Source organism: Streptomyces sp. URMC 129 (assembly GCF_051386415.1).
Taxonomy (GTDB): domain Bacteria; phylum Actinomycetota; class Actinomycetes; order Streptomycetales; family Streptomycetaceae; genus Streptomyces.
In genome coordinates, this window is the sequence record NZ_JBPQTQ010000090.1 from 1 (window position 1) to 25635 (window position 25635).

The 25635-nt window shown below is 74.1% G+C and carries 11 protein-coding genes; 10 read left to right on the forward strand and 1 reads right to left on the reverse strand.

The window, feature by feature from the left end; translation table 11 throughout:
* Window positions 1-134: 134 nt before the first annotated feature.
* The 7 genes from ACSNOC_RS18715 to ACSNOC_RS18745 are packed head-to-tail and all read left to right on the forward strand — an operon-like array spanning window position 135 to window position 19369.
* Window positions 135-6380, forward strand: a complete 6246-nt coding sequence (locus tag ACSNOC_RS18715) for a type I polyketide synthase (RefSeq protein ID WP_436748632.1) — start codon at window positions 135-137, stop codon at window positions 6378-6380.
* Window positions 6377-13102 (forward strand): thioester reductase domain-containing protein, encoded by a 6726-nt coding sequence (locus ACSNOC_RS18720; RefSeq protein ID WP_436748633.1) that lies wholly within the window; start codon window positions 6377-6379, stop codon window positions 13100-13102. The genes ACSNOC_RS18715 and ACSNOC_RS18720 overlap by 4 nt, the downstream gene beginning before the upstream one ends.
* 31 nt (window positions 13103-13133) lie before the next feature.
* Window positions 13134-14861 (forward strand): FAD-dependent monooxygenase, encoded by a 1728-nt coding sequence (locus tag ACSNOC_RS18725; RefSeq protein WP_436748634.1) that lies wholly within the window; start codon window positions 13134-13136, stop codon window positions 14859-14861.
* On the forward strand, window positions 14858-16261 hold the full coding sequence (locus ACSNOC_RS18730) for a cation:proton antiporter (protein WP_436748635.1): 1404 nt from the start codon (window positions 14858-14860) through the stop codon (window positions 16259-16261). The genes ACSNOC_RS18725 and ACSNOC_RS18730 overlap by 4 nt, the downstream gene beginning before the upstream one ends.
* Window positions 16210-17343: an acyl-CoA dehydrogenase family protein gene (locus ACSNOC_RS18735; protein ID WP_436748636.1), complete on the forward strand. Its 1134-nt coding sequence runs from the start codon at window positions 16210-16212 to the stop codon at window positions 17341-17343. The genes ACSNOC_RS18730 and ACSNOC_RS18735 overlap by 52 nt, the downstream gene beginning before the upstream one ends.
* The gene (locus tag ACSNOC_RS18740; RefSeq protein ID WP_436748637.1) at window positions 17340-18809 is read left to right on the forward strand and encodes an amino acid adenylation domain-containing protein; all 1470 of its coding nucleotides are present in this window, start codon (window positions 17340-17342) and stop codon (window positions 18807-18809) included. The genes ACSNOC_RS18735 and ACSNOC_RS18740 overlap by 4 nt, the downstream gene beginning before the upstream one ends.
* Before the next feature lie 20 nt (window positions 18810-18829).
* The gene (locus ACSNOC_RS18745; RefSeq protein ID WP_436748638.1) at window positions 18830-19369 is read left to right on the forward strand and encodes a flavin reductase family protein; all 540 of its coding nucleotides are present in this window, start codon (window positions 18830-18832) and stop codon (window positions 19367-19369) included.
* Window positions 19370-19477: 108 nt separating this feature from the next.
* Here ACSNOC_RS18745 and ACSNOC_RS18750 read toward each other — a convergent pair whose 3' ends face one another.
* On the reverse strand, window positions 19478-19843 hold the full coding sequence (locus tag ACSNOC_RS18750; protein ID WP_436748639.1) for a hypothetical protein: 366 nt from the start codon (window positions 19841-19843) through the stop codon (window positions 19478-19480).
* Between the two features lie 299 nt (window positions 19844-20142).
* Here ACSNOC_RS18750 and ACSNOC_RS18755 point away from each other — a divergent pair, with 299 nt between their 5' ends.
* The 3 genes from ACSNOC_RS18755 to ACSNOC_RS18765 all read left to right on the forward strand — a co-directional run bounded on the left by ACSNOC_RS18755 (window position 20143) and on the right by ACSNOC_RS18765 (window position 25619).
* Window positions 20143-21726 carry a DUF6851 domain-containing protein gene (locus ACSNOC_RS18755; protein WP_436748640.1) on the forward strand — a complete coding sequence of 528 codons (1584 nt, stop codon included), beginning with the start codon at window positions 20143-20145 and terminating at the stop codon, window positions 21724-21726.
* Window positions 21727-21930: 204 nt separating this feature from the next.
* On the forward strand, window positions 21931-23613 hold the full coding sequence (locus ACSNOC_RS18760; RefSeq protein WP_436748641.1) for an alpha/beta fold hydrolase: 1683 nt from the start codon (window positions 21931-21933) through the stop codon (window positions 23611-23613).
* Window positions 23614-23873: 260 nt separating this feature from the next.
* A complete protein-coding gene (locus ACSNOC_RS18765) occupies window positions 23874-25619 on the forward strand; it encodes an NAD(P)/FAD-dependent oxidoreductase (RefSeq protein WP_436748642.1) in 1746 nt (581 codons plus the stop codon).
* Window positions 25620-25635 lie beyond the last annotated feature (16 nt).

Consider the following 25635-nt stretch of genomic DNA (forward strand, 5'->3'; position numbering starts at 1 on the left):
TGCCGGGCGGCCCCGCCGGGACCGGTACTTCCCTTGACAGGAAACTCATCATACATAGACTTCATTCGTCGGTGAATTAATTCCCCCGTGCCGGACTGTACACGCCACGGCGGGCTCCAGCGAGAGGAGTACCTGTGCGGTACGAACCCGAGGACTCCGCGGCAGACATCGCCATCGTGGGGGCCGGGTGCCGGTTCCCCGGGGGCGTGGGGGATCTGGACGGGTACTGGGACCTGCTCGCCGAGGGGCGGACCACGGTCACCGGGGTGCCCGCCGACCGGTGGGGGGAGCACTTCCACGACCCCGACCCGGCGGCCCCCGGCGCCAGTTACTGCGCCCGGGGCTCGTTCCTCCCGGACGTCGACCGGTTCGACGCCGACTTCTTCGGGATCTCGCCCCGCGAGGCACACGAACTCGACCCCCAGCAGCGGCTGTTGCTTCAGACCGCCTGGGCCGCGATGGAGGACTCCGGGATCCCGCGCGAGCGCTGGGAGGGCTCCAGGACCGGCGTCTACATGGGCATCCTCGCCATGGACTACACGGTCCTGCACGCCAAGACGGCCGGGACGCGGGCGATCAGCCCCTACTACGCCAGTGGCAAGGAGTTCAGCTTCGGCGCGGGCCGCATCTCGTACACCTTCGGCCTGCACGGCCCCACCCTGATGCTCAACACCGCCTGCTCCTCCTCGCTGATGGCCGTGCACCTGGCCACCCGGGCGCTCCGCGGCGGCGAGTGCGACGCGGCGCTCGCCGGTGGCGTCAACCTCATGCTCACCCCGGAACTCGGCGTCTTCATGAGCAAGGTGTCGGCCCTGTCGCCCAGCGGCGTCTGCCGCCCTTTCGACGCGGCGGCCGACGGGGTGGTGCGGAGCGAGGGATGCGGTGTCGTCGTCCTGAAGCGCTATGCCGACGCCCTTGCCGACGGCGACCGGATCTGGGCCGTGGTGCACGGCAGCGCGGCCAACCACGACGGACGCAGCGCCGGGATCACCGCGCCCAACGCCGCCGCCCAGCTCGACCTGCTGCGCACCGCCCTGAAGGACGCCGGCCGTTCCCCGCGCGACCTGGACTTCGTCGAGGCCCACGGCACGGGCACACCCCTGGGCGACCCCCTCGAACTGTCCGCGCTCGCCACCGCCATCGGCGCCGAACGGCCCCCCGGGCGCCCGCTGTTCGTCGGCTCCCACAAGGCCAACTTCGGGCACATGGACTCGGCGGCCGGTATCGCGGGGCTCCTCAAGGCCGTGCTGGTGGCGCGGAAGGGCGTCGTTCCGCCCCAGATCAACCTGGAGCGGCCCACGGAGCAGATCGACTGGCCCGCCTCGGGCCTGGCCGTGGCCACCGCGCCCACCCCGCTGCGCCCGGTCGGTGACCGCCCCCTCGTCGGAGTCAGCGCCTTCGGCCTCTCCGGCACCAACGCGCATGTACTCCTCGGCCCCCCGCCCGCCCGTGTCGCCCGGTCCGGGGCCGGCGGGGGGCCCGCGGCCGGGAGCGGCCGGCAGCTGCCGGTGCTCACCGTCTCGGGGCACACCACGGGGGCGCTGCGGGCCCAGGCCGCCGCCTACCGCGACCGGATCCGGCGGGCGCCCGCCGCCGAGGTGCCCGACCTGGTGCACAGCGCCGCCGTCCGCCGCAGCCACCACGAGCGCCGGCTCGCCGTGGTCGGCCGCACCGGCGAGGAACTGGCCGGACTGCTCGACGCCTACCTGACCGGCGCCGCCTCACCGGCCGTCGTCGACGGGGACGTCGGCCCCGGCGCCGCCCGGCCGGTCGTGCACGCGTTCTCCGGCCGTGTCGCGTGTCCGCCCGCCGCCGTCACCGACTTGTACGACGCCCAGCCCGTCTTCGCGGAGACCGTCGACGAGTGCGAGGCCCTGTTCGCGGCCCACGCCGGCTGGTCGCTGCTGAGCGCGGTGCGCCGGGCCGGGGACACCGGCCCCCTGGCCCCCGACGTCGCCCAGTCCGTCGCCTTCGCCGTCCACCTCGGCCTGTCCCGGCTGTGGTCGTCCTTCGGGCTCGCCCCGGACGCGGTGGCCGGGTACGGCGTCGGGGAGGTCGCCGCCGCGGTCGTCGCGGGCGCCCTCGGCCTGCCGGACGCCGCCGAGCTGGTCGTCGAGCGCGGCCGGGTGGCGCGTGACGCCCCGGAGCCCGGCCTGGCCGTGGCCGTGAACCTGCCGCACGGCGAGGTGTCGCCGTTCCTGGAACGCTCCGCCGGACGGCTCCGGGTGACGGCCGTGACCGGTCCGGCCTCGGTGGTCGTCGCCGGATCCGCCGAGCCCGTGCGCGACCTCACCGAGACCCTGCGGGCGAACGGGATCCCCTGCGCGCCCCTGCCCGGCGACGACGCCGTGGACGCGCCGACCGCGCGCCGGCACGGGGAGGAGCTGGCCCGGCGCCTGAGCGGGCTCACCCCCCGGCCGCCCCGTATCCCCCTGCTCTCCGCCGCCGCCCCCGACAGCGACGAGCCGGTGACCGACGCCGGTCACTGGGCCCGCACCCTCGGCGAACCCGGACAGTTCTGGCCCGCCGTCGACCGGTTCCTCGCCCGGCAGGACGCCGTGTTCCTGGAGACCGGCGCCGACTCCGCGCTGGGCGGGCCGCTGGGGGCCGCACTCCGGCACCGCGGGCGGACCGGCCCCGTCGTCTCCTCGCTCACCGCCGGCGAGCCCGCCGACGTCTCACTGGCCCGCGCGCTGGCCGCGCTGTACGTCGCCGGCCTGCCCGTGGACTGGGCCCGGGTGGCGGGCCGCCACCGGTACATCCCGCTGCCCCCGCTGCCGCTGGCCGGAGCCTCCTACTGGCTGCCCGGCGTCGAACGGGGCGCGCAGGGCGGGACCCGGCCGGAGAGCGGTGAACTCACCGCCGAAATCCGTTTGTTCGACACCGAGGGCCGCCTGGTCAGCACCCTCTCCTCGACGCGACGACCGGACGCGGAGGGGCCCGCCCCTCGCTCCGCCGAACCCGCGGCGCCCCCGGCCGCGGTACCGGCCGGGCCCGCCGCGCCGGTCGTCGCCCCCGCCCCGCGGGCCGTGCCGGGCGCCGGGACGGGCCGCGAGCGGATCGCCGCCGAGCTGAGCCGGTTGTGCGCGCAGGCGCTCGGCCACGACCCCGACTGGCGCGTCCCCCGCTCCCGCGGCTTCTTCGAGCTGGGCATGGACTCGTTCTCGCTCGGGGACTTCGTCAAGGCCGTCGAGGCCCGCTTCGCCGTCACCCTCGGCACCAGCACCGGCGTCACCCACCCGACGATCGACCAGCTCGCCGACCATCTCGCGCGCCTGGTCGAGGACGGCGCGGGCGCCCCGGCACCGGCCGGGGACGACGCGGCGCCCACCCCGGCACCGGCCGTCCCGGCGCCCGCCGCGCCCGCGCCCGCACCGGCCGTCCCGGCGCCGGGTCCCGACGACGCGGCCGAGCCGATCGCCGTCGTCGGGCTGGCCTGCCGCCTGCCGGGGGCCGATGGGCCGGACGCGTTCTGGCGCATGCTCCAGGACGGGGTGGACGCCAGCTCCGACATCCCGGCCGACCGGTTCGACGCCGACGCCCTCCTGGCCCGGGGCCCGGTGACGCCCGGCACGATCGTCACCAAGCGCGGGTCCTTCCTGGACGGCGTGGACGGCTTCGACAACGCCTTCTTCCGCGTCTCGGCCAGGGAAGCGCGCAGCATGGACCCGCAGCAGCGGCTCTTCCTCCAGGTGGCCTGGGAGGCGCTGGAGGACGCCGGGGCGCGCGTGGCGGACCTCGCCGGCACCCGCGTCGGCCTGTACGTCGGGCTCAACACGACCGACTACATGCAGATGGTCACCCGCGATCCCGACGGCATCGACCTGTACTACGGCACCGGCAACTCCTTCTCCGGCACCGCCGGCCGGCTGTCCTACTTCCTCGGGGTGCGCGGCCCCAGCATGGCCGTGGACACCGCCTGCGCCTCCTCGCTGACCGCCGTTCACCTCGCCTGCCAGGCCCTGCGCACCGGCGAGGCACGGCTCGCCGTCGCCGGTGGCTCCAACGTCATCACCAACCCCACCGTCTACCTCGCCATGTCGGCGGCCGGCGCGCTGTCGCCGGACGGGCGGTGCAAGACCTTCGCCGCGGGCGCCGACGGCTACGGTCGCGGCGAGGGGGCGGGAGCCGTGGTCCTGAAGACCCTCTCCCGGGCCCTGGCGGACGGCGACCGCGTCTACGCGGTCCTGCGCGGCAGCGCCGTCAACCACAACGGCGCCAGCGGCGGGCTGACCGTCCCCAGCGGGCAGGCCCAGGAGGAAGTGATCGGCGACGCGCTCGAACGGGCCGGTGTCGCCCCCGCCGACGTCGACTACGTCGAGGCGCACGGCACGGGCACCCGCCTCGGCGACGGCGTCGAGCTGACCGCGCTGGGCCGCGCGTTCGGCACCGGCCGGCCCGCCGACCGGCCGCTGCTCATCGGCTCGGTGAAGACGAACATCGGCCACCTGGAGGCCGCCGCCGGTATCGCCGGGCTCATCAAGACCGTGCTCGCCCTCCACCACGGCGCCATCCCCCCGCACCTGCACCTCGACGAGCCGAGCCGGCAAGTCGACTGGGACCGGCTGCCGTTGCGCGTCCCCGACCGGGTCAGCACCTGGCCCGACCGGCCGGGCCGGCCCAGGACCGCCGGGGTCAGCGCCTTCGGCTTCACCGGCACCAACGCCCACGTGGTGCTCACCGCGCCGGATCCGCGGCCCGCCCGGTCGGCCGCCCCCACGGGGCACCGGCCCGCCGTGCTCGCCCTCTCGGCGGCCGGTCCCGCGGCGTTGCGCGCGGCGGCGGAGCGGATGGCCGACCGGCTCACCGGCGCGGACGCCGCCGCCCTGGCCGACATCTGCCACACCGCGGGCGCCCGCCGCACCCACCTCGAACACCGCCTGGTCGCCGTCGGCGGCAGCGCCTCCGACCTGCGCGCCGTCCTGGCCGCCTACGCGGCGGACGGCGACGAGGGGCGACCCGCCCCCGGCCGCCACACCGGCAGCGCGACGCCGAGGGAGGACCGTTCCCTCGCGCTGGTCTACGCGGACACCGTCCCCGAGATGCCCTGGCGGCACTGGGACGCCACGGAACCGGCGTTCAGCGAGGCGCTCGACGCGGTCGAGGACGAGGCGGCCCGGACGCTCGGGCGCTCCGCCCGGCAGGCCCTGCGGGAAGGCGCCGCCGCGACCGGTGACCCGCTCGCGGTCTTCGCCGCCCAGTACGCGCTCACCGCGCTGTGGCGCTCGTACGGCGTGCGCCCGGCCGCGGTCGTCGGCCGCGGCACCGGCGAGATCGCCGCGGCGTGCGCCGCCGGGCTGCTGGACCCGCGTGCGGCCGTGGCGGCGACCAGCGGCGGGCCGGACGCGCGGCTCACCGGCGGCCCCGGATGCGCCGTTCACCTCGACTCTCTCGCCGGGGACGGCTCGCCGCCCGCCCTCGCCGGCTGGACCCCGCCTCCGGCGGCCCGGCGCACGCGCTGGCGGGCCGGGACGGCCGGCGAACTCGTCGGTCACGGGGGCGAGGTGCTCCTCGGTATCGGCCTCGACGCGGCGGCGGCCGAACTGGCGGAGGCCGCCCCCGGCACGCTGTCCGCCGTCGCGCCCCAGGACGGCGCACCGGCCGCCGACCTCTTGGCGCACGCCGTGGCGGAGCTGCACGTGCGGGGCTGTCCCGTGGACTTCACCGCCCTGCTCGGCGGCCCGCGCCCGGTCGTGTCGCTGCCGTCCTACCCGTGGCAGCTCCGGCGGCACTGGCTCGGCGGCCCGCCCCCGCAATCGGCGCCCGTACCCGTGCCCGTGCCCGACCCGGTACCGGAGGCCGCACCGGACGCCGCGCCGGAGGCGGCGCCGGTGGACGCCCGGCCGGTCGCCCCGGCGGCCGACCCGGCTCCCACCGCGCCGGTCGCCCCGCCGACCGACGTGCCGCCGTTCGTGGCCGAACTCCGGGCCCTGGAGCCCGGGGCCCGCGCCGAGCTGATGCTGAGCAGGGTGCTCACGGCCGTGGCCGCCGCGCTCGGGGAGGCGTCGGACAGCGATGTCGACCCGGACACCGGCTTCTTCGACCTCGGCCTCGACTCCGTGATGGCGGTGGCCCTGATGGACGAGCTCGGCCCGCTGCTCGACGCCGAACTGGAGCCCACTCTCACCTTCGAGCACCCCCATTCCCGGGCGTTGGCCGAGCACCTGCTCGGCCTGGTCGCCGCGGCGCCGGAGGCCGTTCCCGCGCCGCCGCCGTCCCGCGAGCCGTCCGGGACGCCGGTCCCGGCGGGCCCGGCGGACGGCGCCGACGCGTTCGGGGAGCCCGACGACGACCTCGCCGACCTGTCCGACGACGACCTCACCAACCGCTTGTTGGCCCGGATCTCCCGCTCCGAGGCCCTGCTGAACCAGGTGGTATGACCATGTCCGGCCAGTCGATCCAACCTGACTACCGCAAGCACCTCGTGACCGCGCTGCGCACCATCGAGCGCCTGGAGCAGAGGCTGTCCAGCAGCCGCGACGCGTGGCTGGACGAGCCCATCGCCATCGTCGGGCTGGGCTGCCGGTTCCCCGGCGGCGCGAACACCCCCGAGTCCTTCTGGGACCTGCTGCGCAACGGGGTGGACGCCACGGCCGAGTTCCCCGCGGACCGCGCCGACGCCCTGCCGTTCTACGACCCCGACCCCGAGACCCCCGGCAAGGCGTACACCATCCGCGGCGGCTTCATCGACCGGGTCGACCGGTTCGAGCCCGAGGTGTTCGGCATCTCGCCGCGCGAGGCGCTCGGCATGGACCCCCAGCACCGCATCACCCTGGAGGTGGTCTGGGAGGCGCTGGAGCGCGCCGGCTACGCGCCGGACGCGCTCGACGGCAGCCGCACCGGCGTCTACCTGGGCCTGAGCACCACGGACTACGTCCGGCTGCGCCAGCAGCTCGGTGACATCAACGACATCGACGCCTACCAGCTCGTCGGCGAGCCGAGCTTCCTGGCCGGGCGCGTCTCCTACACCCTCGGCCTGCGCGGGCCCAGCCAGGTCATCGACACCGCCTGCTCCTCGTCCCTCGTGGCGCTGCACGAGGCATGCCAGGCGCTGCGCCTGCGGCACTGCGACATGGCGCTGGCCGGTGGCGTCAATCTCATCCTGGCGCCCTACGGCTTCGTGCTGATGAGCAAGTTCCAGGCGCTGTCCCCGGACGGGCGGTGCAAGACGTTCTCCGCCGGCGCCGACGGCTACGCCCGCGGGGAGGGCGCCGCCGTGGTGGTGCTGCGCCGGCTGTCGGACGCCGTCGAGGCGGGCGACAACGTCCTGGCGGTCGTGCGGGGCACGGCCGTCAACCACGACGGGCGGTCCAGCGGCCTGACCGTGCCCAACCCGGCGGCCCAGCAGGACATGCTGCGCGGCGCCCTGGCCCAGGCCGGGATCCAGCCGCGGGACGTGGACTACGTCGAGGCCCACGGCACCGGCACCTCGCTGGGGGACCCGATCGAGCTGCGGGCCCTCGACGCGGTGCTCGGCAGCGGGCGCGCCCCCGACGCCCCGCTGCTCGTCGGCGCCGTCAAGACCAACATCGGGCACCTGGAACCGGCCGCCGGCGTCGCCGGCCTGGTCAAGCTGGTGCTCGCCCTCCAGCACGGCGAGATCCCGCCGAGCCTGCACTTCGACCGGCCCAACCCCAATGTCGCCTGGGACCGGCTCAACGTCGAGGTCACCGGGGCCCGGCGGGCCTGGCCGGAGCGGGGCCGGGCCCGGATCGGGGGAGTGAGCAGCTTCGGCGTCTCGGGCACCAACGCCCACGCCGTGGTCACCTCGCCGCCCGACCGGACCGCGAGCCCCGGGAACCACCGCCGCCAGGGCCTGCTGCTGGCGTCCGCCAGGACCGAGCCGGCGCTGCGGGAACTGGCCGAGCGGTACGCCCGTCATCTGCGGCGCGAACCCGGCCTGTCGCTGGGCGACGTGTGCTTCACCACCCACGTCGGGCGCGCCCGGCAGACCACCGGGCTGGCCGCCGTCGGCGCGTCCGTCGACGAACTCGCCGACGCCCTCGACGCCTACGCGCAGGGCCGCGCGACGCCCGCGCTGACCACCGGCACCCTGCCGCCGTACAAGCACCGCAAGGTGGCGTGGCTGTTCACCGGCCAGGGCGCGCAGTACGCCGGGATGGCGCGGGGACTGGCCGCGGAACCGGCCTTCGCGGAGGCGTTCGAGGAGGCCACGCAGGCGATCGACCCGTACCTGGACCGTCCGCTGCGGGACGTGGTGTGGCCCGCGGCGGGCCAGGACACCCCGCTCGACACGACCCGCTACACGCAACCCGCGCTGTTCGCCCTGGAGTACGCGCTGGCCCGGGCGCTGCTGTCGTGGGGCACACGCCCCGCCGCGGTCGCCGGGCACAGCGTCGGCGAGATCGCCGCGGCCTGCGTCGCCGGCGTCTTCACCCTGGCCGACGCCGCCCGGCTGGTCACCGCCCGGGCCCGGCTGATGTCCGAACTCCCGGCGGGCGGCGTCATGGTCGCCCTGCGCTGCGACGAGGCGACCGCCCGCGCGGCGATCGCCCCGTACCCGCGCACCGTGACCGTCGCCGCCGTGAACGCGCCCGACGAGGTGGTGATCTCCGGCGCGGAGCGGGACGTCGACGCGGCGCTCGCCGCGCTGGAGGCCCGCGGCGTCAAGGGCCGCAGGCTCACGGTGTCGCACGCCTTCCACTCGCCGCTGCTCGACCCCATGGTGGACCGGTTCCGCGAGGAACTGGCCGGCATCTCCTACGCCGCGCCGAAGATCCCGCTGATGTCCAACCTCACCGGCGCCGCGTGGACCGACGCCGAGGTGGGGCCCGAGTACTGGGTGCGGCACGCGCTGGGCGCCGTCCGCTTCGCGGACACGGTGGCCCGGCTGCACGCCGACGGCTTCCGGACCTTCTGCGAGATCGGCCCGGCCCCCGTCCTCACCGCGCTCGGCGGGCGCTGCCTCGGTGACCGGGCCACGTTCGTGCCCACCCTGCGGCGGGGCGGCGACGATCTGCAGCGCCTGCTGCAGGCCGTCGGCACGCTGCGGCTGCGGGGCGCCGGCGTCGACTGGGAGGCGTTCCACCGGGACGAGACCGTCCGCCGGGTGCCCCTGCCGACGACGCCCTGGCACGGCGACTCGTACTGGTTCGAGGAAGCCGCCCCCGCCGCGCCCGCCACCCAGGCCTCCACCGTCCCGGCTCCCCCCGCCGCCGGGGCGGTGGACTCCCTCACCCGCCCGCTCCCCGGGATCCGCCGCCGTCTGGCCAGCGCCGTCGCCACCTACGAACTGGAACCGGCCGACGGCCACTGGACGGCCCACGCCCGCAAGGACGGCGAAGGACGGCACGTCCTCCCCTTCGGCGGCCTCGCCGCCACCGCGGTCGCCGCCGCCGAGGACTGCCTCGGAGGCCGGTTCTCCTGCGTGGCCGAGGCCGACGTCGTCGAGTCGCTGCCGCTGCCCGACACCGGTGACCGGACCGCCCAGCTGGTCGTCACCGAGGGCAAGGACGGCGAGGCGCGCTGCGAGTACCGCAGCACCAGCGGACCCGAGGAGGCGGCCGGGGCGCCCTGGCGGCTGCACGCCCGCTTCGTCCTGCGCCGCAAGCCCGCCACCGCCAAGCTCACCGAGGCACTGCGCACGCCGCCCCCGTTCGAGCCCGGCGCCTACGACCGGCTCCTGGAACCCCGGACGGACGCGCTCTCGCCCGCCCTCGCCGGGACGGTGGGGGACGTACGCCGCGGCGAGGGCGGCGTCGTGGTCGACCTCGACGGTACCGGCGGCTGGGCCGAGGTGCTGGACGCGGTGGTCGCGGCCACCTCCTGGGCGGCGGACGCCGAACGGCCGGACGCCCAGCGGCCGGACGGCGCGGCGGGCCTGGGAGCGGTCCGCCAGGTGCGCGGCCTGTTCTGCGCCGCGCCGGGCTCCGTGCGCCGGGTACGGGCCGGCGGCGGACGCACCAGCTCGGGCGAACTCCGCGGCACCGTCGACTTCTTCGACGCCGACGGCACCTACCTCGGCGGCGCCGACCAGATCCGGCTGGCCGCCGGGGGCGAGGGACCGGCCCCCGCGCCCTGGCGGGACGTGAGCGAGTTGCGGTACGACACCACCTGGCAGCTGGTGCCGGACGACGGCACCGCCGGGCCCGGTCCGGCCGGCGAGGGGTTCCTGCTGCTCGCGGACCGCTCCGGCTTCGCCGACCGGCTCGCCACCGCCCTGCGGGCCCGCGGCGCCCAGGTGATGACGGCGCAGCCGCCGGTCAGCGGCGTCGCGGGCGACTGCGTCCCCCGGCCGGAGGACGTCCGCGAGATCGTCACCGCCTGGTGCGCCGAGACGGACCGGCCCGGCCGGATCCTCGTCCTCACCGGACTCGACGCCCCGCACCTCGACCACACCGACGCCTGGGGCCTGGAGGAGTACGCCGCCCGCGCCGATCTGCTGACCGCCGCGCTCGTGAAGGAGCTGGCCGGCCGCGACGACTGCCCGGACGCCCGGCTGACGCTGGTCACCCGCGGCGCCATGCCCGCCGGCCCCGACCCGGAGGTGCGGGCCGCCGTCGCCCACACCCTCTGGGGCCTCGGCCGGGTCATCGCCCTGGAGCACCCCGAGCGCTGGGGCGGCGCCGTCGACCTGGACCCGGACGACGACCCGGCCGCCGCCGAGCGGCTGATCGCCGCCCTCGGCCGCACCGGAGCCGAGGACGAGCAGGCGCTGCGCGGCGCCGAGGTCTACGCGGCGCGGCTGGTGCCCCGGCCCGCCGAGCCCGCCGAGCAGCGCCTGACCCCGGCGGTGCGCGCCGACGGGACCTACCTGATCACCGGCGCGTTCGGCGGCATCGGCCAGACGCTCGCCACCTGGCTGGCCCGGCTCGGCGCGGGCCGTCTGGTGCTCCTCGGCCGGACCCCGCTGCCGCCCCGCGCCACCTGGAACAAGCGGCTGCCCGCCCCGGTGCGCGCCCGGGTCAGGGCCGTCCGCGAGCTGGAGCGCCTCGGCGCCGAGGTCACGGTCATCGCCGCCGACGTCGCCGACGAGGCGGCCATGCTGTCCCTCTTCCGGGACCTGGAGGAGCACCCGCTGCCGCTGCGCGGCGTCATCCACGCGGCCGGTGTCTCGCTGCCCCAGTTCCTCAGGGACGTCGACGCCGACAGCTACCGGAAGGTCTGGCGGCCCAAGGTCATCGGCGGCTGGCTGCTCCACCACCTCTCCCACGGCGACGACCTGGAGTTCTTCCTCGGCTTCTCCTCCATCGCCGCGACCTGGGGCTCCCAGCACCTGGCGAGCTACGCGGCCGGGAACGCGTTCCTCGACGGGCTGGCCCACCAGCGCAGGTCCGAGGGCCTGCCCGCGCTCACCGTGGCCTGGGGCCCGTGGGAGCTGGCCTCCAACCTCTTCGACGAGGAGGTGATGGCCTTCCTGACCTCGACCGGTCTGCGCCCGCTCTCCGCCGAGCAGTGCGTGCACCTGCTGGGCGGTCTGCTCGCCTCGGGCCGCACCCACCAGGTGGTCTGCGCCGCCGACTGGACCGTGTACAAGCCCGTGATGGAGGCCCGGATCCCGCGCCCGATGCTGCGCACCATCGAGCTGAGCGAGGACACCGACGCCCGGGACGGGGAGGCGGATCCGCTGGTCGAGACGCTCAAGGGCGAGGACGCGGCGGCGCGGCGCCGGCGGCTGGCCGGCTTCCTGCGGGAGGCCGTCGCCGAGGTCGCGGGCGTCCAGGCGGCCGGCATCGACGCCGACGCCGACGTCATGGGCTACGGGCTCGACTCGCTGATGGTCATGGACATCGTGCGCCGCTGCAAGCGCGGCCTGCGGCTGAGCGTCCAGGCGAGCCAGCTCTTCGAACGCACCACGCTCGCCGACTGGGCCGAGCTGGTGGACGACACGTTCCGCCGGGAACACCTCGGCGGCGACGGCGAAGCCGCCCCGGCCGGGCAGGACGGCGACCCCACCGACCCGGCCTGGCTGCGCGGCGACGTCACGCTCGACCCCGCGATCCAGCCGCCCGCGGGCCGGACCACGCCGCTGGACCGGGCCCGGCACGTCCTGCTCACCGGCGCCACCGGATTCCTCGGCGCCTACCTGCTGGACGAGCTGCTCGCCCGCACCGACGCCACGGTCCACTGCCTGGTCCGCTGCCCGGACCCGGCCGGCGGCCTGGCGCGGATCCGGGCGAACTTCGAGCGCTACCTCACCTGGCCGGCCGGCGCCGACCAGCGGATCGCCGTCGTCCCCGGCGATCTGGAGAAGCCGCTGCTCGGCCTGGAGGAGAAGAAGTTCGACGAGCTGGGCGAGCTGCTCGACGTCATCTTCCACAACGGCGCCTGGGTGAACTTCAGTTATACCTACGAGCAGCTCCGCCCGGCCAACCTGGGCGGCACCGGGGAGATCCTGCGGCTGGCCTGCCGCCGCCGGCCGACCCCGGTCCACCACGTGTCCACCTACGGCATCTGGGGCATCCCCGCCGACGGCAGGACCGTGCTGAGGGAGAGCGACGACATCTCCGAGGCCGGACGGCTGGTCACCGGCTACGTCCAGACCAAGTGGGCCGCGGAACGGCTGGTCGAACTCGGCCGGGAGCGCGGCATCCCCATCGACCTGTACCGCCCCGGGCGGGTGCTCGGCGACTCCCGGACCGGCGCGGCGCTCACCACGCACTTCACCATCCGCGTGATCAAGGGCAGCATCCAGCTCGGCATGGTCCCCGACCTGGACCTCGAAGTCGAGATGACCCCCATCGACTACGTCACCTCGGCCCTCGTCGCCATCGCCGCGGGCAAGACCTCCCACGGCACGACGTACCACCTGGTGAACCGCCACAAGATGCGGTTCTCCCAGCTCGCCGAGACCCTCGCACGGCGCTGGCCGGTCCGCGTGGTGCCGGTGGACGAGTGGTGGCAGGCGCTGCGGGCCGGCTACGGCGACGGCGAGAACGACCTGCACCCGGTGATGGACGTGGTGGAGGCGTTCGTGGTCGGCGGCGAGGAGGCCATCGACTACGACGACAAGAACGCGGAGGCCGCGCTGGCCGCCACGGGCATCGCCTGCCCGCCGCTGGACCAGCGCCTGCTCGACCTCTACCTCGGGTGGCTGACCCGCACCGGCTACCTCCCGGAACCCGGTCACCCCCGGACCTGACCACCGACTTCCCCACGACGGAGAGACAGTGATGCCAGGAAAGACGCCGAGAAAGACCGCCCAGCGGGCCGTACCCCCGGACTACGACGTCGCCGTCCTCGGCGCCCACCTCTCCGGTGGCCTCCTCGCCGCCATCCTGGCCCGGCAGGGGGTGCGCACGGTCCTGGTGAGCACCGCCGCCGACGACGCGGGGCCCACCGGAGAGACGACCGTGCCGTACACCTCCGAGGTGTTCTCGCTGCTCGCCGGCCGGTTCGACGTGCCGGAGATCGCCGGCTTCTGCCACTTCACCGATCTGCCGGAGGAGGTGCGCCGCGTCAGCGGCGTCAAGAAGAGTCTCGGCTTCCTCCACCACGACCCGGGGCGGGAGCACGACGCCCGCCGGGCCGTCCAGTTCAACGTGCCCGGTGAGCACACCGAATGGCACCTCTACCGGCCGGCGGTCGACGCGTACGCGCGCCGCGTCGCCGCGAGCCACGGCGCGCACCTGACGGGCACCGGATCGCTCCTCGCCGACGCCCGCCTCGACGACGACGGCTGCCTGCTGACCCTGGCCGACGGGCACACCCTCACCGCCCGCTACGTCGTCGACGCCTCGGGGCCCGGCTCGCCGCTGCTGGCGGCGGCCGGCGTCACGGCGGCCGAGCCGGACGGCACGCAGCCGCGCTCCCGTCTGCTGTGGGCGCACTTCACCGGCGTGCGGCCGTTCGAGTCGGTCCTCCCGCTGGACCGCTACCGCCGCGCCACCGCGTGGTCCCGGGGCACGTTCCACCACCTCTTCGACGGCGGCTGGATCCAGGTCGTCCACTTCGGCAACCACGACGACGCCGCCCACGACCTGTGCGGCGTGACGGTGAGCGTCTGCCCGGAGAAGTTCCCCGACCTGCCCGAGGACCCCGAGGAGGCGTTCCGGGCCCTCGTCGCCCGCTTCCCCAGCATCGCCGCCCAGTTCGTCGCGGCCTCGGCGGTCACCCCGTGGGTGGACGAGCCGCGCTGGCAGTGGCGGGCCGCCCGCACCCACGGGCCGCGGTGGATCGCCATCGACCGGGCGGCCTGCCGCGCCGAGGAGGTGCTGGCCCGCGACGTGACGGTGAGCATGGAGCTGGTGCACGCCACCGCCGCGGGACTGCTGCGGGTGCTGGCCGACCCGGCGCGCGAGGCGGACGAGTTCGCCCGCGTCTCCGCGTTCCAGCAGCGCCTGATCGACTTCAACGACGAACTCCAGCTCGGCCTGCGCACCGCGAGCCGCCACTTCCAGCTGCTCAACGCCTACCTGAGGGTGTGGCTGCTGTGGCAGATCCTCGCGGACCTGTCGCTCAAGCGGGCCCGCCTGGACTGCGACGGCCGGCCCGGCGGCTCCTGGGACGCGGTCGAGGAGTTCGCGTCCGCCCTGTGGTTCCGCACCCCGGAGGGACTGCCCCGCGCGCTGCGGACCCTCTTCGGGGAGCTGGCCGCCGTCAGATCCGGCCGCACCTCGGCCGTCGCCGCGGCCCGCGCGATCTTCGCGTGGCTGCGCCGGGAGCGGTTCGTGCCGCCGCTGTACGACTTCGGTGAGCCCAGGGCACGCGTCTACACGTTCACCCTCTGGCGGCGAGTGCGGATGCTGCTGTGGATCAAGACGGTCGCCCCACCGGACTTCCGGCGGCTCCTGACGCGCGACAACGTCACCGGCCGCCGGGACGACGCCCCGCCGGTGGCCGCGCGGCGGCCCCCGGAGCCGGTGGCCGCCGGCCGGGCGGGTGAGGAGGGCGGCGCATGAGCATCGCGGCCACCGCGGTGCCGCCCCTGCCGCACCACACCCTGATGATCTTCCTGCTCCAGGTGGGGGTGCTGCTGCTGCTCGCGCTGCTGCTGGGCAGGCTGGCCCGGCAGTGGGGGATGCCGGCCATCGTCGGCGAGCTCGCGGCCGGTGTGGTACTGGGCCCGACCCTGCTGGCCAACATCGCCCCGGCCTTCTCCGACTGGCTCTTCCCGCAGGAAGCCGCCCAGATGAACCTGCTCGACGCCGTGGCGCAGCTCGGTGTGCTGTTCCTGGTCGGCTTCACGGGCATGCACCTGGATCTGGGGATGGTCCGCAGGTACGGCGCCAAGGCCGTCGGCGTGAACCTGGCCAGCGTGCTGATCCCGCTGGTGCTGGGTGTGTGGCTGGGGTTCGTGCTCCCGGAGCGGCTGCGCGCCGAGGGCGCGGAACCGGCGGTGTTCGCGCTGTTCGTGGGGGTCGCGATGTGCGTCAGCGCCATCCCCGTGATCGCCAGGATCCTGATCGACATGCGGCTGATCCACCGGAACGTCGGGCAGATGATCCTCGTCGTCGGCACGGTCGACGACGTCCTGGGCTGGCTGCTGGTCTCGGTCGTCGCGGCGATGGCCACCACGGGCGTGCAGGCCGGGGCGGTGTCCTTGTCCCTGCTCCACGTGCTGCTGGTCGTCCTGTTCGCCGGCACGATCGGCCGGCGGGCGGTGCGCGCCGTGATGCGCGCCGCCCACCGGTCGGAGGTCCGCGGCATGCCCATCGCCGCCGCGGCCATCATGATCATGCTGTCGGCGGCCGGGACGCACGCGCTGGAACTGGAGGCGGTCTTCGGCGCGTTCGTCTGCGGCATCCTCGTCGGATCCTGCGAGGAGACGCAGGCCACCCGGCTGGAACCGCTCAACACCACGGTCCTCGCGGTGTTCGCCCCGCTGTTCTTCGGGATGGCCGGGCTGCGGATGGACCTGACCGTCCTGGCCGATCCCGAGATCGCGCTGTGGACCCTCGCGGTGATCGCGGTGGCGGTCGCCGGGAAGTTCCTCGGCGCCTTCCTCGGCGCCGTCTTCAGCCGGATGAACCGGTGGGAGGCGCTCGCCCTCGGCGCCGGGATCAACGCCAGGGGCGTCATCCAGATCATCATCGCCATGGTCGGCGTCCGCCTCGGCCTGCTCACCACCGAGATGTACAGCATCATCATGCTGGTCGCGGTGCTGACCCCGCTCATGGCGCCCCCCGTTCTGCGCATCGCGGTCAGCCGCATCGAGCACACCGCGGAAGAACGGCTGCGCGAGCACAAGGTGCTCGCCCTCCAGGGCGAGAACGTTTCCCCATTGCTGAGCACGTCAAGGGAGGACGCGTGCACTTCGACAGGACCACGGAGCAGGAGGCCGCCTACCGGGACACGCTGACCGCCGTCCGGGAGAGATTCCCCGCGCCGATCCACGACCGGTTCTTCGACCGGAAGGAGTGGCGCACCCTGGGGGACCTCGGCCTGCTCGGCCTCAGCATCCCCGCGGAGTACGGCGGTGGCGGGCTCGGGGCCCTGGCGACGGCGTTCCAGGTGGAGGCGCTCGGCCGCGGCTGCGCCGACACCGGCATCGTGTTCGCGGCCAGCGCCCACCTCTTCGCCTGCGCCATGCCGCTGGCCGGGTTCGGCGGCGAGGAGGCCCGAGCGCGCTTCCTGCCGGGCCTGGCCTCCGGCGAGCTGATCGCGGGCAACGCCATGACCGAGGACGAGGCCGGCTCCGACGTCTCCCGGCTGGCCACCACGGCCACCGAGGTGCCGGGCGGCTACCTCCTCAACGGCACCAAGAGCTTCGTCACCAACGGACCGGTCTCCGACGTCTTCGTCACCTATGCGACGACCGACCCGCGCGCCGGGCACCTGGGCGTCACCGGCTTCGTGGTGGCGCGCGACGCCGGGGGCGTACGGGTCGGCGCGCCCTTCGAGAAGATGGGCCTGACCTCGGTCCCCGCGGGGACCGTCACCTTCGAGGACTGCTTCGTGCCGGCGGACCAGGTCCTGGGCGCCCCGGGCCAGGGCGGCGCGATCTTCCAGCACTCCATGGGCTGGGAACGCGCCTGCCTGTTCGCCGGCTACGTCGGCATGCTCGACCGGGTGCTGGACCGCACCGTGGAACACGCCCGCACCAGGCGCCAGTTCGGGGCGGCCATCGGCGCCAACCAGTCGGTCGCCAACCGGGTGGTGGACATGAAACTGCGGCTGGAGAGCGCGCGCCTGCTGCTCTACCGCGCCTGCTGGGAGATGGACGCCGGCCGCCGGCCCACGCTCGCCGTCGCGCTGTCGAAGCTGGCCGTGTCCGAGGCGGCGGTCGCCGGCGCCCTGGACGCCGTGAGCGTCTTCGGCGCCCGCGGCTATCTGCGGGACGCCGGGATCGAGACGACGCTGCGCGACGCCGTGCCGGCCACCATCTTCTCCGGCACCTCCGACATCCAACGGCTCATCATCGCCAGGGAGCTGGGACTATGAGGCTGCATCAGCTCGTCGTCGACGCGGCGCGGCGGGCACCCGACGCGCCCGCGGTCGTCGCACCCGACGGGCACTTCACCTACGGCCGGCTCGACACGCTGGCCGGCCGGTACGCCGCCGCGCTGCGCGGCAGAGGCATCCCGCCGGGGGAGCGTGCCGTGGTGTGGACCGGCAAGAGCGGTCACGCCGTGGCGGTCCTCCAGGGAGCGCTGCGCTCCGGCATCGTCTACGTGCCGGTCACCGCGGCCAATCCGCCGGCCCGCGTCGCCCGGATCGCCGCCGACTGCGGGGCCGCCCTGATCGTGGTCGACCCGGAGCTGGCACACCGCCGGGACGCGCTGGAGAAGGAGACCACCGCGCCCGTCGTCACCTCGGCCGACCTGCTTCAGGAGGCGGCGGAGGACGCCGGGCACCCGCTCCACGAGAACGGGCCGAACGACCCCGCCTACATCCTGTACACCTCGGGCTCCACCGGGGACCCCAAGGGCGTCTGCCTCAGCCATCGCAACGCGCTGGCCTTTGTCGACTGGGCCGTCGAGCGGCTCCACGTCACCGCGGCGGACCGGCTGTCCAATCACGCGCCGCTCAACTTCGACCTGTCCGTCTTCGATCTCTACGCGGCGTTCCGGGCCGGCGCCTCCGTGCACCTGATCCCCTCCGAACTCGCCTACGCCCCGGCCGAACTGGTGCGGTACCTGCGGCAGCGGGACATCACCGTCTGGTACTCGGTGCCCTCGGCGCTGACGCTGATGATGCGCGAGGGAGGGCTGCTGGCCGGGCCGCCGCCGCCCGCGCTGCGCGCGTGCGTCTTCGCCGGCGAGCCGTTCCCGATCGGCCAGGTCAAGGAGTTGCGCGGGGCGTGGCCGGGGGTGCGGCTGCTCAACTGGTACGGCCCCACCGAGACCAACGTGTGCACCTCCTACGAGGTGACCGGCGCCGATCTGCGGCGGACGGGCTCGCTGCCGATCGGCACGGCGGCCTCCGGGGCCACCGTCGTCCTCGACCCGCCCGGCGACGAGGGCGAGATCGTGGTCAGCGGCCCCACCGTGATGCTCGGCTACTGGGGGCGGGAACCGCAGACCGGCCCCTACCGCACCGGCGACATCGGCCGGCGCGACCCGGACGGCAACCTGCTGTACGTGGGGCGCGTCGACCACATGGTCAAGATCCGCGGGCACCGGATCGAACTGGGCGAGATCGAGGCCGCGCTGAGCGCGCATCCGGCCGTGGCGGATGTCGCCGTGGTGGTGGTCGGGGAGGGGCTCGCCGCGCGCCTGCACGCCGTGGTGGTGCCCTCCCGGCGCGCGACGGTCACCCTGGTCGACCTCAAGCGGCAGTGCGCCGAGCTGCTGCCCACCTACATGATCGTCGACGCCCTGCACACCGTGGACGCCCTGACGCTCACGCCCAACGGCAAGAAGAACCGTGCGGCGCTGACCGCAGCCATAGAACGGAGCGAACTATGACGGCCGCTTCCCCTTCCCTGATGTCCACCGGTACGGACGAGGACGTGCTGCCCTCGGTCGACCGTTCGCTGTTCCGGGCCCTGATGGGCTCCCTCATGAGTGGTGTCTCGATCCTCACCAGCCGGCGGGCCGACACCAGCCCCGTGGGCATGACCTGCTCCTCGGTGTGCAGCGTCTCGGCCGATCCGCCGCTGCTGCTGGCCTGTGTCGCCACGCCGAGCAGCACTCTGGACGCCATCACCGGCAGCGGCAGGTTCGTCGTCAACTTCCTCGACTCGGAGGCCGACAGCGTCTCCGATCTGTTCGCCTCCCGCGCGGCCGAGAAGTTCACCGAGGTGGAGTGGCGCCCGGGGGCGATGACCCAGGCGCCGGTGCTCGCCGGCAGTGTGGCGCACGCCGAGTCCGTGGTCCACCAGCTCGTCGAGGCCGGTGACCACGTGATCGTGGTCGGGCGGATCGTCGGCGGGGAAGCCCTCCCCGACCGCTTCCCGCTGGGCTACTGGCGGGGCAGCTACGCCCGTTCGCTGCGGAAGCCCCGGAGGACCACGGCCCGCCGGTGACCCGGGCGCCGGGACGGGGCGGGGCGGGGCGGCGCGAGCGCCGCGGACACGCCGAAACAGGCGCCGGATCGAACGATCCGGCGCCTGCGGCATGGGGCGTGGTGCGGGTCAGCTCTTCTGCATGGGCGGCACGAGGGCCTTGAAGTCCACCTCGGGAGCGTCGGGGTTCACCGCGCCGGCCACCACCTCGAAGGTGCGCGCGTCCACCGCCGTACAGCCGAGCGTCGCCAGGCTCTGGAAGCGGAACTCGCTGGTGGCCTCCTGCATCGCCGCGTTGAGGTCCTCCTCCGTGTCGTAGATCGTGATCGAGAAGATCGTGTTGTCCTTCTTGTCCACGAAGAAGAAGATCTGCCGGACCCCCTTGTCCTCCATCGCGTGGGGGACGGTGTCGTGCTGGAGGAAGGGCGTCGTTGTCTCCATCGTCTCCGGGTCGACGATGCATGAGGCCTTGAGCATCCGCGCGTAGAGCTTCATGACGAGGAACCTCTCCTGGGAATGGGTGGTCGGCGCACGCGAAGGAGCGCCCGACGGGCGGTGGACTGACCGGTCGTGAAAAACGAACGTGCGCTTTCAATCAAGCACAGCAGCCCGCTCCGTGTCGAGAGGTGGCCGCGGGGACCCTCCCTTGACACGGAAGTCATCATACATAGACTTCACTCATTGCTGAATTAATTCTCCGGGTTCGGTGGAGCCGCGGTGGGTCGCCGCGGCCGGAAGGGCCGTGCGCCCCGGCGTCGCCCGGGTCGGCTCAGCAGACGGAAGGAACAGGACTTATGGCTGTAACCCAGGACGCGCGTGACCGGGGCTTCTCGCCGCGGCGCCGGAGCCTGCTGCTCGGTGGTCTCGGCGGTGTGACGGTCGCCGGTATCGGCACGCTGGGGGCCCCCGGCGCGGCGGCGGCGGACTCCGCCCTCGGCGGCGCCCGGACGTCCGCCGAAGCCGCCGCCGCGGCGGCGGCCGACTTCGACTTCGACACCGGCAACATCATCAGGGACCTGATCGCCAACCGGCCGGACCTTACCGCGATCATCGCGCCCATGGACGTGACGCTCCTGATCCGCGTCACGCACCTGGTGCAGAACGCGTGGTTCGACGCGCTGGCGCCCTATCACCCGACCGCGGTGGGCGTGTACTCGCGGCTCGGCCGCCGCCCGGCCGCCGAGTCCGCCACCAACCGGAACAAGAACATCGCGGCGCTGCACGCGACCTACCAGGTCATCAAGAGCGTCATGGCGGCCCAGGAGCCGCTGTTCCGCGAGATGCTGACCTCCGTCGGCCTGAACCCGGACGACGAGTCGGAGAACAGGACCAGCCCCGTCGGCATCGGCAACCTGGCGGGCAAGGCCGTGGTCCGCGCCCGTGAGCGGGACGGGATGAACCAGCTCGGCGACGAGGGCGGTCGCCGGTACAACCGCAAGCCCTACTTCGACTACACCGGATACGTCCCCGTCAACTCGGCCTACGAGCTGCGCAACCCCTCGCGGTGGCAGCCGCAGCTCACCCCGCACCGCCGCCGCAACGGCGTGGGCGAGGGCGACATGGGCATCTTCACCGTGCAGCACTTCGTCACCCCGCAGATGCGGCTGACCAAGCCCTACTCCTTCCGCGACCCGGCCCAGTTCAGCCTCCCGGCGCCCCGGCACAGCGACCACCGCGACCGCAGGACGTACAAGCGGAGCGTGGACGAGATCCTGGAGGCGTCCGCCGGGCTGACCGACGAGCAGAAGATCAAGGCGGAGGTGTTCGACAACAAGCTCCTCGGCATCGGCTTCTCGGTGCTCGCGGCGGCGGAGGCGCACGATCTGGACCTGGACGGCTGGGTCCACCTGTTCATGACCAACTCGGTGTCGATGTTCGACGGCCTGGTCGCCGCCTGGCACCAGAAGCACCGGTACGACGCGGTGCGGCCGGTCAGCGCGGTACGGCACGTGTACGGCAACTCGCCGGTCACCGGCTGGGGCGGGCCCGGTGTGGGGACGGTCGACGACCTGCCCGCCGACCAGTGGGCCAGCTACCTGAACGTCGGTGACCACCCCGAGTACCCGTCGGGCTCGACGACCCTGTGCTCGGCCGAGGCGCAGGCCACGCGGCGCTTCCTCGACTCCGACACGCTCGACTGGACCTACTCGGCCCCGGCGGGGTCCGCGGTGGTCGAGCCGGGCATCACCCCGGCCGCCGACCTCCAGGTGCACTGGGACACCTGGACCGCCTTCGTCGACGACTGCGCGACCAGCCGCGTCTGGGGCGGGGTGCACTTCTCCGAGACCGTCCGCAGGTCGGTCGAGTTCGGGATACAGCTCGGTGACCTGGCCTACGAGTACGTCCAGAAGTACATCCAGGGCACCGTCGACGACTGACACCGCGGGCCCGTCCATCAGCCGGCCGGCACTCCGTGCCCGCCGGCTGATCGGCGTTTCCGGGGCCGCGCGGCGGTGCGGGGGCGCATGGGCGCGGGTGTGGCGCAGCAGACACGTAATTCATCCCGCCATTTATTCTCCATTCGATGAATTCAATGTATGATGAGTTTCTGTCGGGACGCGCCGGTCTGCCGAGGAGGCGTCATGACCCTGACGGAAGCCCATGTGTGGCTCGTGGACGTGGACGACGAGGACGAGGTGGCCCGGGCCGCAGCCGTGCTGCCGGAGTCCGACCTGGTCCGGCTCGCGGCCTCGGTCGTCCCGGATCGGCACCGCCGCCTGGGCGCCCAGGTGGCGCTGCGCGTCCTGGCCGCCGAGGCCACCGGCGTCTCCCCGGTCCGGCTCCGCCTGCACCGCGGCCGGCACGGGAAGCCGCTCCTCACGGACAGCCCCCACGTCCACGTCAACCTCTCCCACTCGGGACCGTTCGCCGCCGTGGCCGTCACGGCGGCGGGCCCGGTCGGCGTGGACGTGGAGGTGCCGCGGCCGGTCGGCGATCCCGGCGGCCTGGCGCGGACGATGATGTCCGACGCCGAATACGCGCGCTGGCGGGCGCTGGACGAACCGGCGGCGAGCGAGGCGCTGTTCCGTCACTGGACCTACAAGGAGGCCGTCCTCAAGGCGCTCGGCCTGGGCCTCGCCGGCGGCCTCAGATCCGTCGTCACCACGGCCGACGCGGCGGGCCTGCCGGTCCTCAGCCACCTGCCGGCCGGGGCGGGCCCGGTGGCCCGCTGGACGCTCCGCGACCTGTTCCGCGGCCGGGGCCGCCCCGGTGCGGCCCCGGGCCCCGCGCCCCTCCCGGCCGCGGTCGCGGTCGCGGCGCCGGACGTCGCGGTCCACTTCCACCGGGTCCGGCTCGCCGAACTGGTCAGCCCGCGCGTCCGCAGGGCGGCCGTCCGCCCCCCGGTGGCGCAGCTCGCCGGCCGTCCGCTCGGCGGCGCGCGACCCCGTTCACCCCGCAGTCGGAAGGAGCGCGCCCACGTGAGTCACCGCGCCGGCGGCCTGCCCGGCCAGAAGTCCCCGGCCGCGGCCGGGGCGCCGACCACCACCCTCTTCGTCGTCCCGCACGCGGGCGGCAGCGGCGGCTACTACCGGTCCTGGTCCCGGTGGCTGCCGGGCACCGTGGACCTGGTGCCGCTGGACCTGCCCGGCCACGCGACCCGCATGAGCGAGCCGCTGATCACCGAGTGGGACCCGCTCGCGGACGATCTGACCGAACGCGTCGCACGCCGCCTGCGGCCGGACGGCGAACGGTACGTGCTCGCCGGGCACAGCCTCGGCGCGCTGCTCGCCTTCGAGATGGCGCGGCGCATGACCGCCGCCGGCGCCCCGCCCGCCGCGCTGCTGGTCTCCGGCCGCAACGGCCCCACCGCGGGCCTGTCCCACCGGCCCATCCACGCCCTGCCCGACGCCCAGTTCCTGGAGGTGCTCGAACGCCTCGGCGGCTCGCCGTCCGGGGTGCTGAACGACGCGGACCTGATGCGGATCTACCTGCCGCTGCTGCGGGCCGACGTCAGACTCGCCGAGACCTATGGCAGGCGCCCCGGGCCGCCGCTGCGGGTGCCGATCGCCGCCTTCGCCGGCCGCTTCGACCGGATGACCGACGACCGGGGGCTGATCGCCTGGAACCGGGAGACGACCGAGACCTTCGAGCTGAGCGTGGTGGACGGCGGCCACTTCTTCCACGACGTCCCTGCCTTCGCCACCGCCGTCCGCGGCTGCCTGGAACGGTTCGCGTCGCTTCCGGATGCGGCGCCCGTCCCCGCGGCGGCCCGCGCCGAGCCCCCCGCCGCCGACGTCTTGCAGCCGGCGGTTCCGCACCGGTAGTGTTTGTTCATCAAGCGATGAATTAATGTCCCCGGGGTCCCGGCCGCCGCCACGCCGCGCGAGGGCCGACGGGCCCGGCCTCATCCGCTCCGATCCGTCTCATTCCGGTCCACCCACGCGCAGACCGGCGCAGCACGCGAGACGGCCACCTGTCGGGGGAAGCGCGACAGCCCCCCTCGGATGGTCACCGCGGGACGTCCAGGACGCCTCGCCGCCGGATGCCTCCGCTGTCCGCACATCCGCCAAGAGGGAGAAGCCAGATGAAACAGAAGGGCGACGACCAGCACCTCCACGACGTGGCCATCGTCGGCTCAGGGGTGGCCGGGACCATCCTCGCCGCGTGCCTGTCGCGCAACGGGGCCGATGTCGTGCTCATCGACGCCGACACCCACCCGAAGTTCACCATCGGTGAGTCGACGATCCCCTTCACCTCGATGATGATGCGGCTCATCTCGGAGCGGTACGGGGTGCCGGAGATCAAGCACCTCGCCACGTTCGAGGGCGTCTACGCCAACATCACCACGCAGTGCGGGGTCAAGCGGAACTTCGGGTTCGTCTACCACCGCGACGGCAAGCGCCAGGACCCGGTGGAGCGCACCCGGTTCGAGGTGCCCAAGATCACCCACACCGAGAACCACTACTTCCGCCAGGACATCGACGCCTGGATGATGCAGGTCGCCGTCCGGTACGGCACCCACATCAGGCAGCAGCAGGCCGTGGTCGACGTCGACCTCGGGGACGACGAGGTCACCCTGAAGCTGTCCACCGGGGCGTCGGTGCGCGCGAAGTTCATGGTGGACGCCGGCGGCCACCGGTCCGTGCTGGCGAGGAAGCTGAACCTCCGGGAGGAGCCGACGCGGTTCCGCCACCAGTCCCGGTCGCTGTTCACCCACTTCACCGGGGTCCGCCCGTTCGACGAGGTGGCCAAGCCCGAGGTGCACTCCGGCTTCCGGACCCAGTGGCACGAGGGCACCCTCCACCACATGTTCGACGGCGGCTGGCTGTGGGTGATCCCCTTCGACAACCACCAGCGGGCGACGAATCCGCTGTGCAGCGTCGGGCTGATGGTCGACCCGCGGATCCACCCGCAGCCGGACTGCTCGCCGGAGGAGGAGTTCCAGCGCTTCCTGATGAGGTACCCGGACATCGCGGCGCAGTTCGCGGAGGCCAAGCCGGTCAGGAACTGGGTGCGCACCGAGCGGATCCAGTACTCCCCCCGGCAGACCGTCGGCCACCGCTGGTGCCTCACCTCGCACGCGGCCGGGTTCGTCGACCCGCTGTTCTCCCGGGGCATGTCGAACACCCTCGAAACGGTGCACGCCCTGACGCACCGGCTGCTGGACGCGATCCGCGACGACGACTTCTCGGTGGAACGCTTCAAGTTCATGCAGGACCTGGAGCAGGGACTGCTCGACTTCAACGACGACCTGTGCGCCAACGCGTACCTCTCGTTCCGGGACTGGCGGCTGTGGAACGCCTGGTTCCGCGTCTGGTCCCTCGGGCAGATCATCGCGACCTTCGAGGTCAACCGGGCCTACGCGCGGTACATCGACACCCGCGATCCAGGCGTCCTCGAACCACTGGAGCACGCCTGGTGGCGCGGCCGGACCATTCCGGAGAACTCCGCCTACGCGCCCGTGCTCAAGCTCCTCCAGGAGGTCAACGAGGCGTGCCAGGCGGTGGAGCGCGGCGAACTGGACTCCGGCGCCGCGGCCGACATGATCCTGGACCGCCTGCGCCGCGCGGACTTCATCCCGCCGGCCTTCGGCCTGGCCGACACCGACCAGCAGTGCATCGACGCCAACTTCTACGGCTCGATGAAGACGTTGCTGTGGGCCCGGAAGCAGGGCGACACGGACGTGAGCCGGCTGACCACGGAGGGCCTCACGCTCTTCATGAAGAAGCGGTTCGCCAAGGGCGAGTTCGAACTCGCCGAGGAATTCAAGCAGCGGGCCGCGGGGTGGCCGGTCGTCGGACGCCCGCTCCGCGTCAAGCACCCCAAGTGACAAACGCACCTGTCCG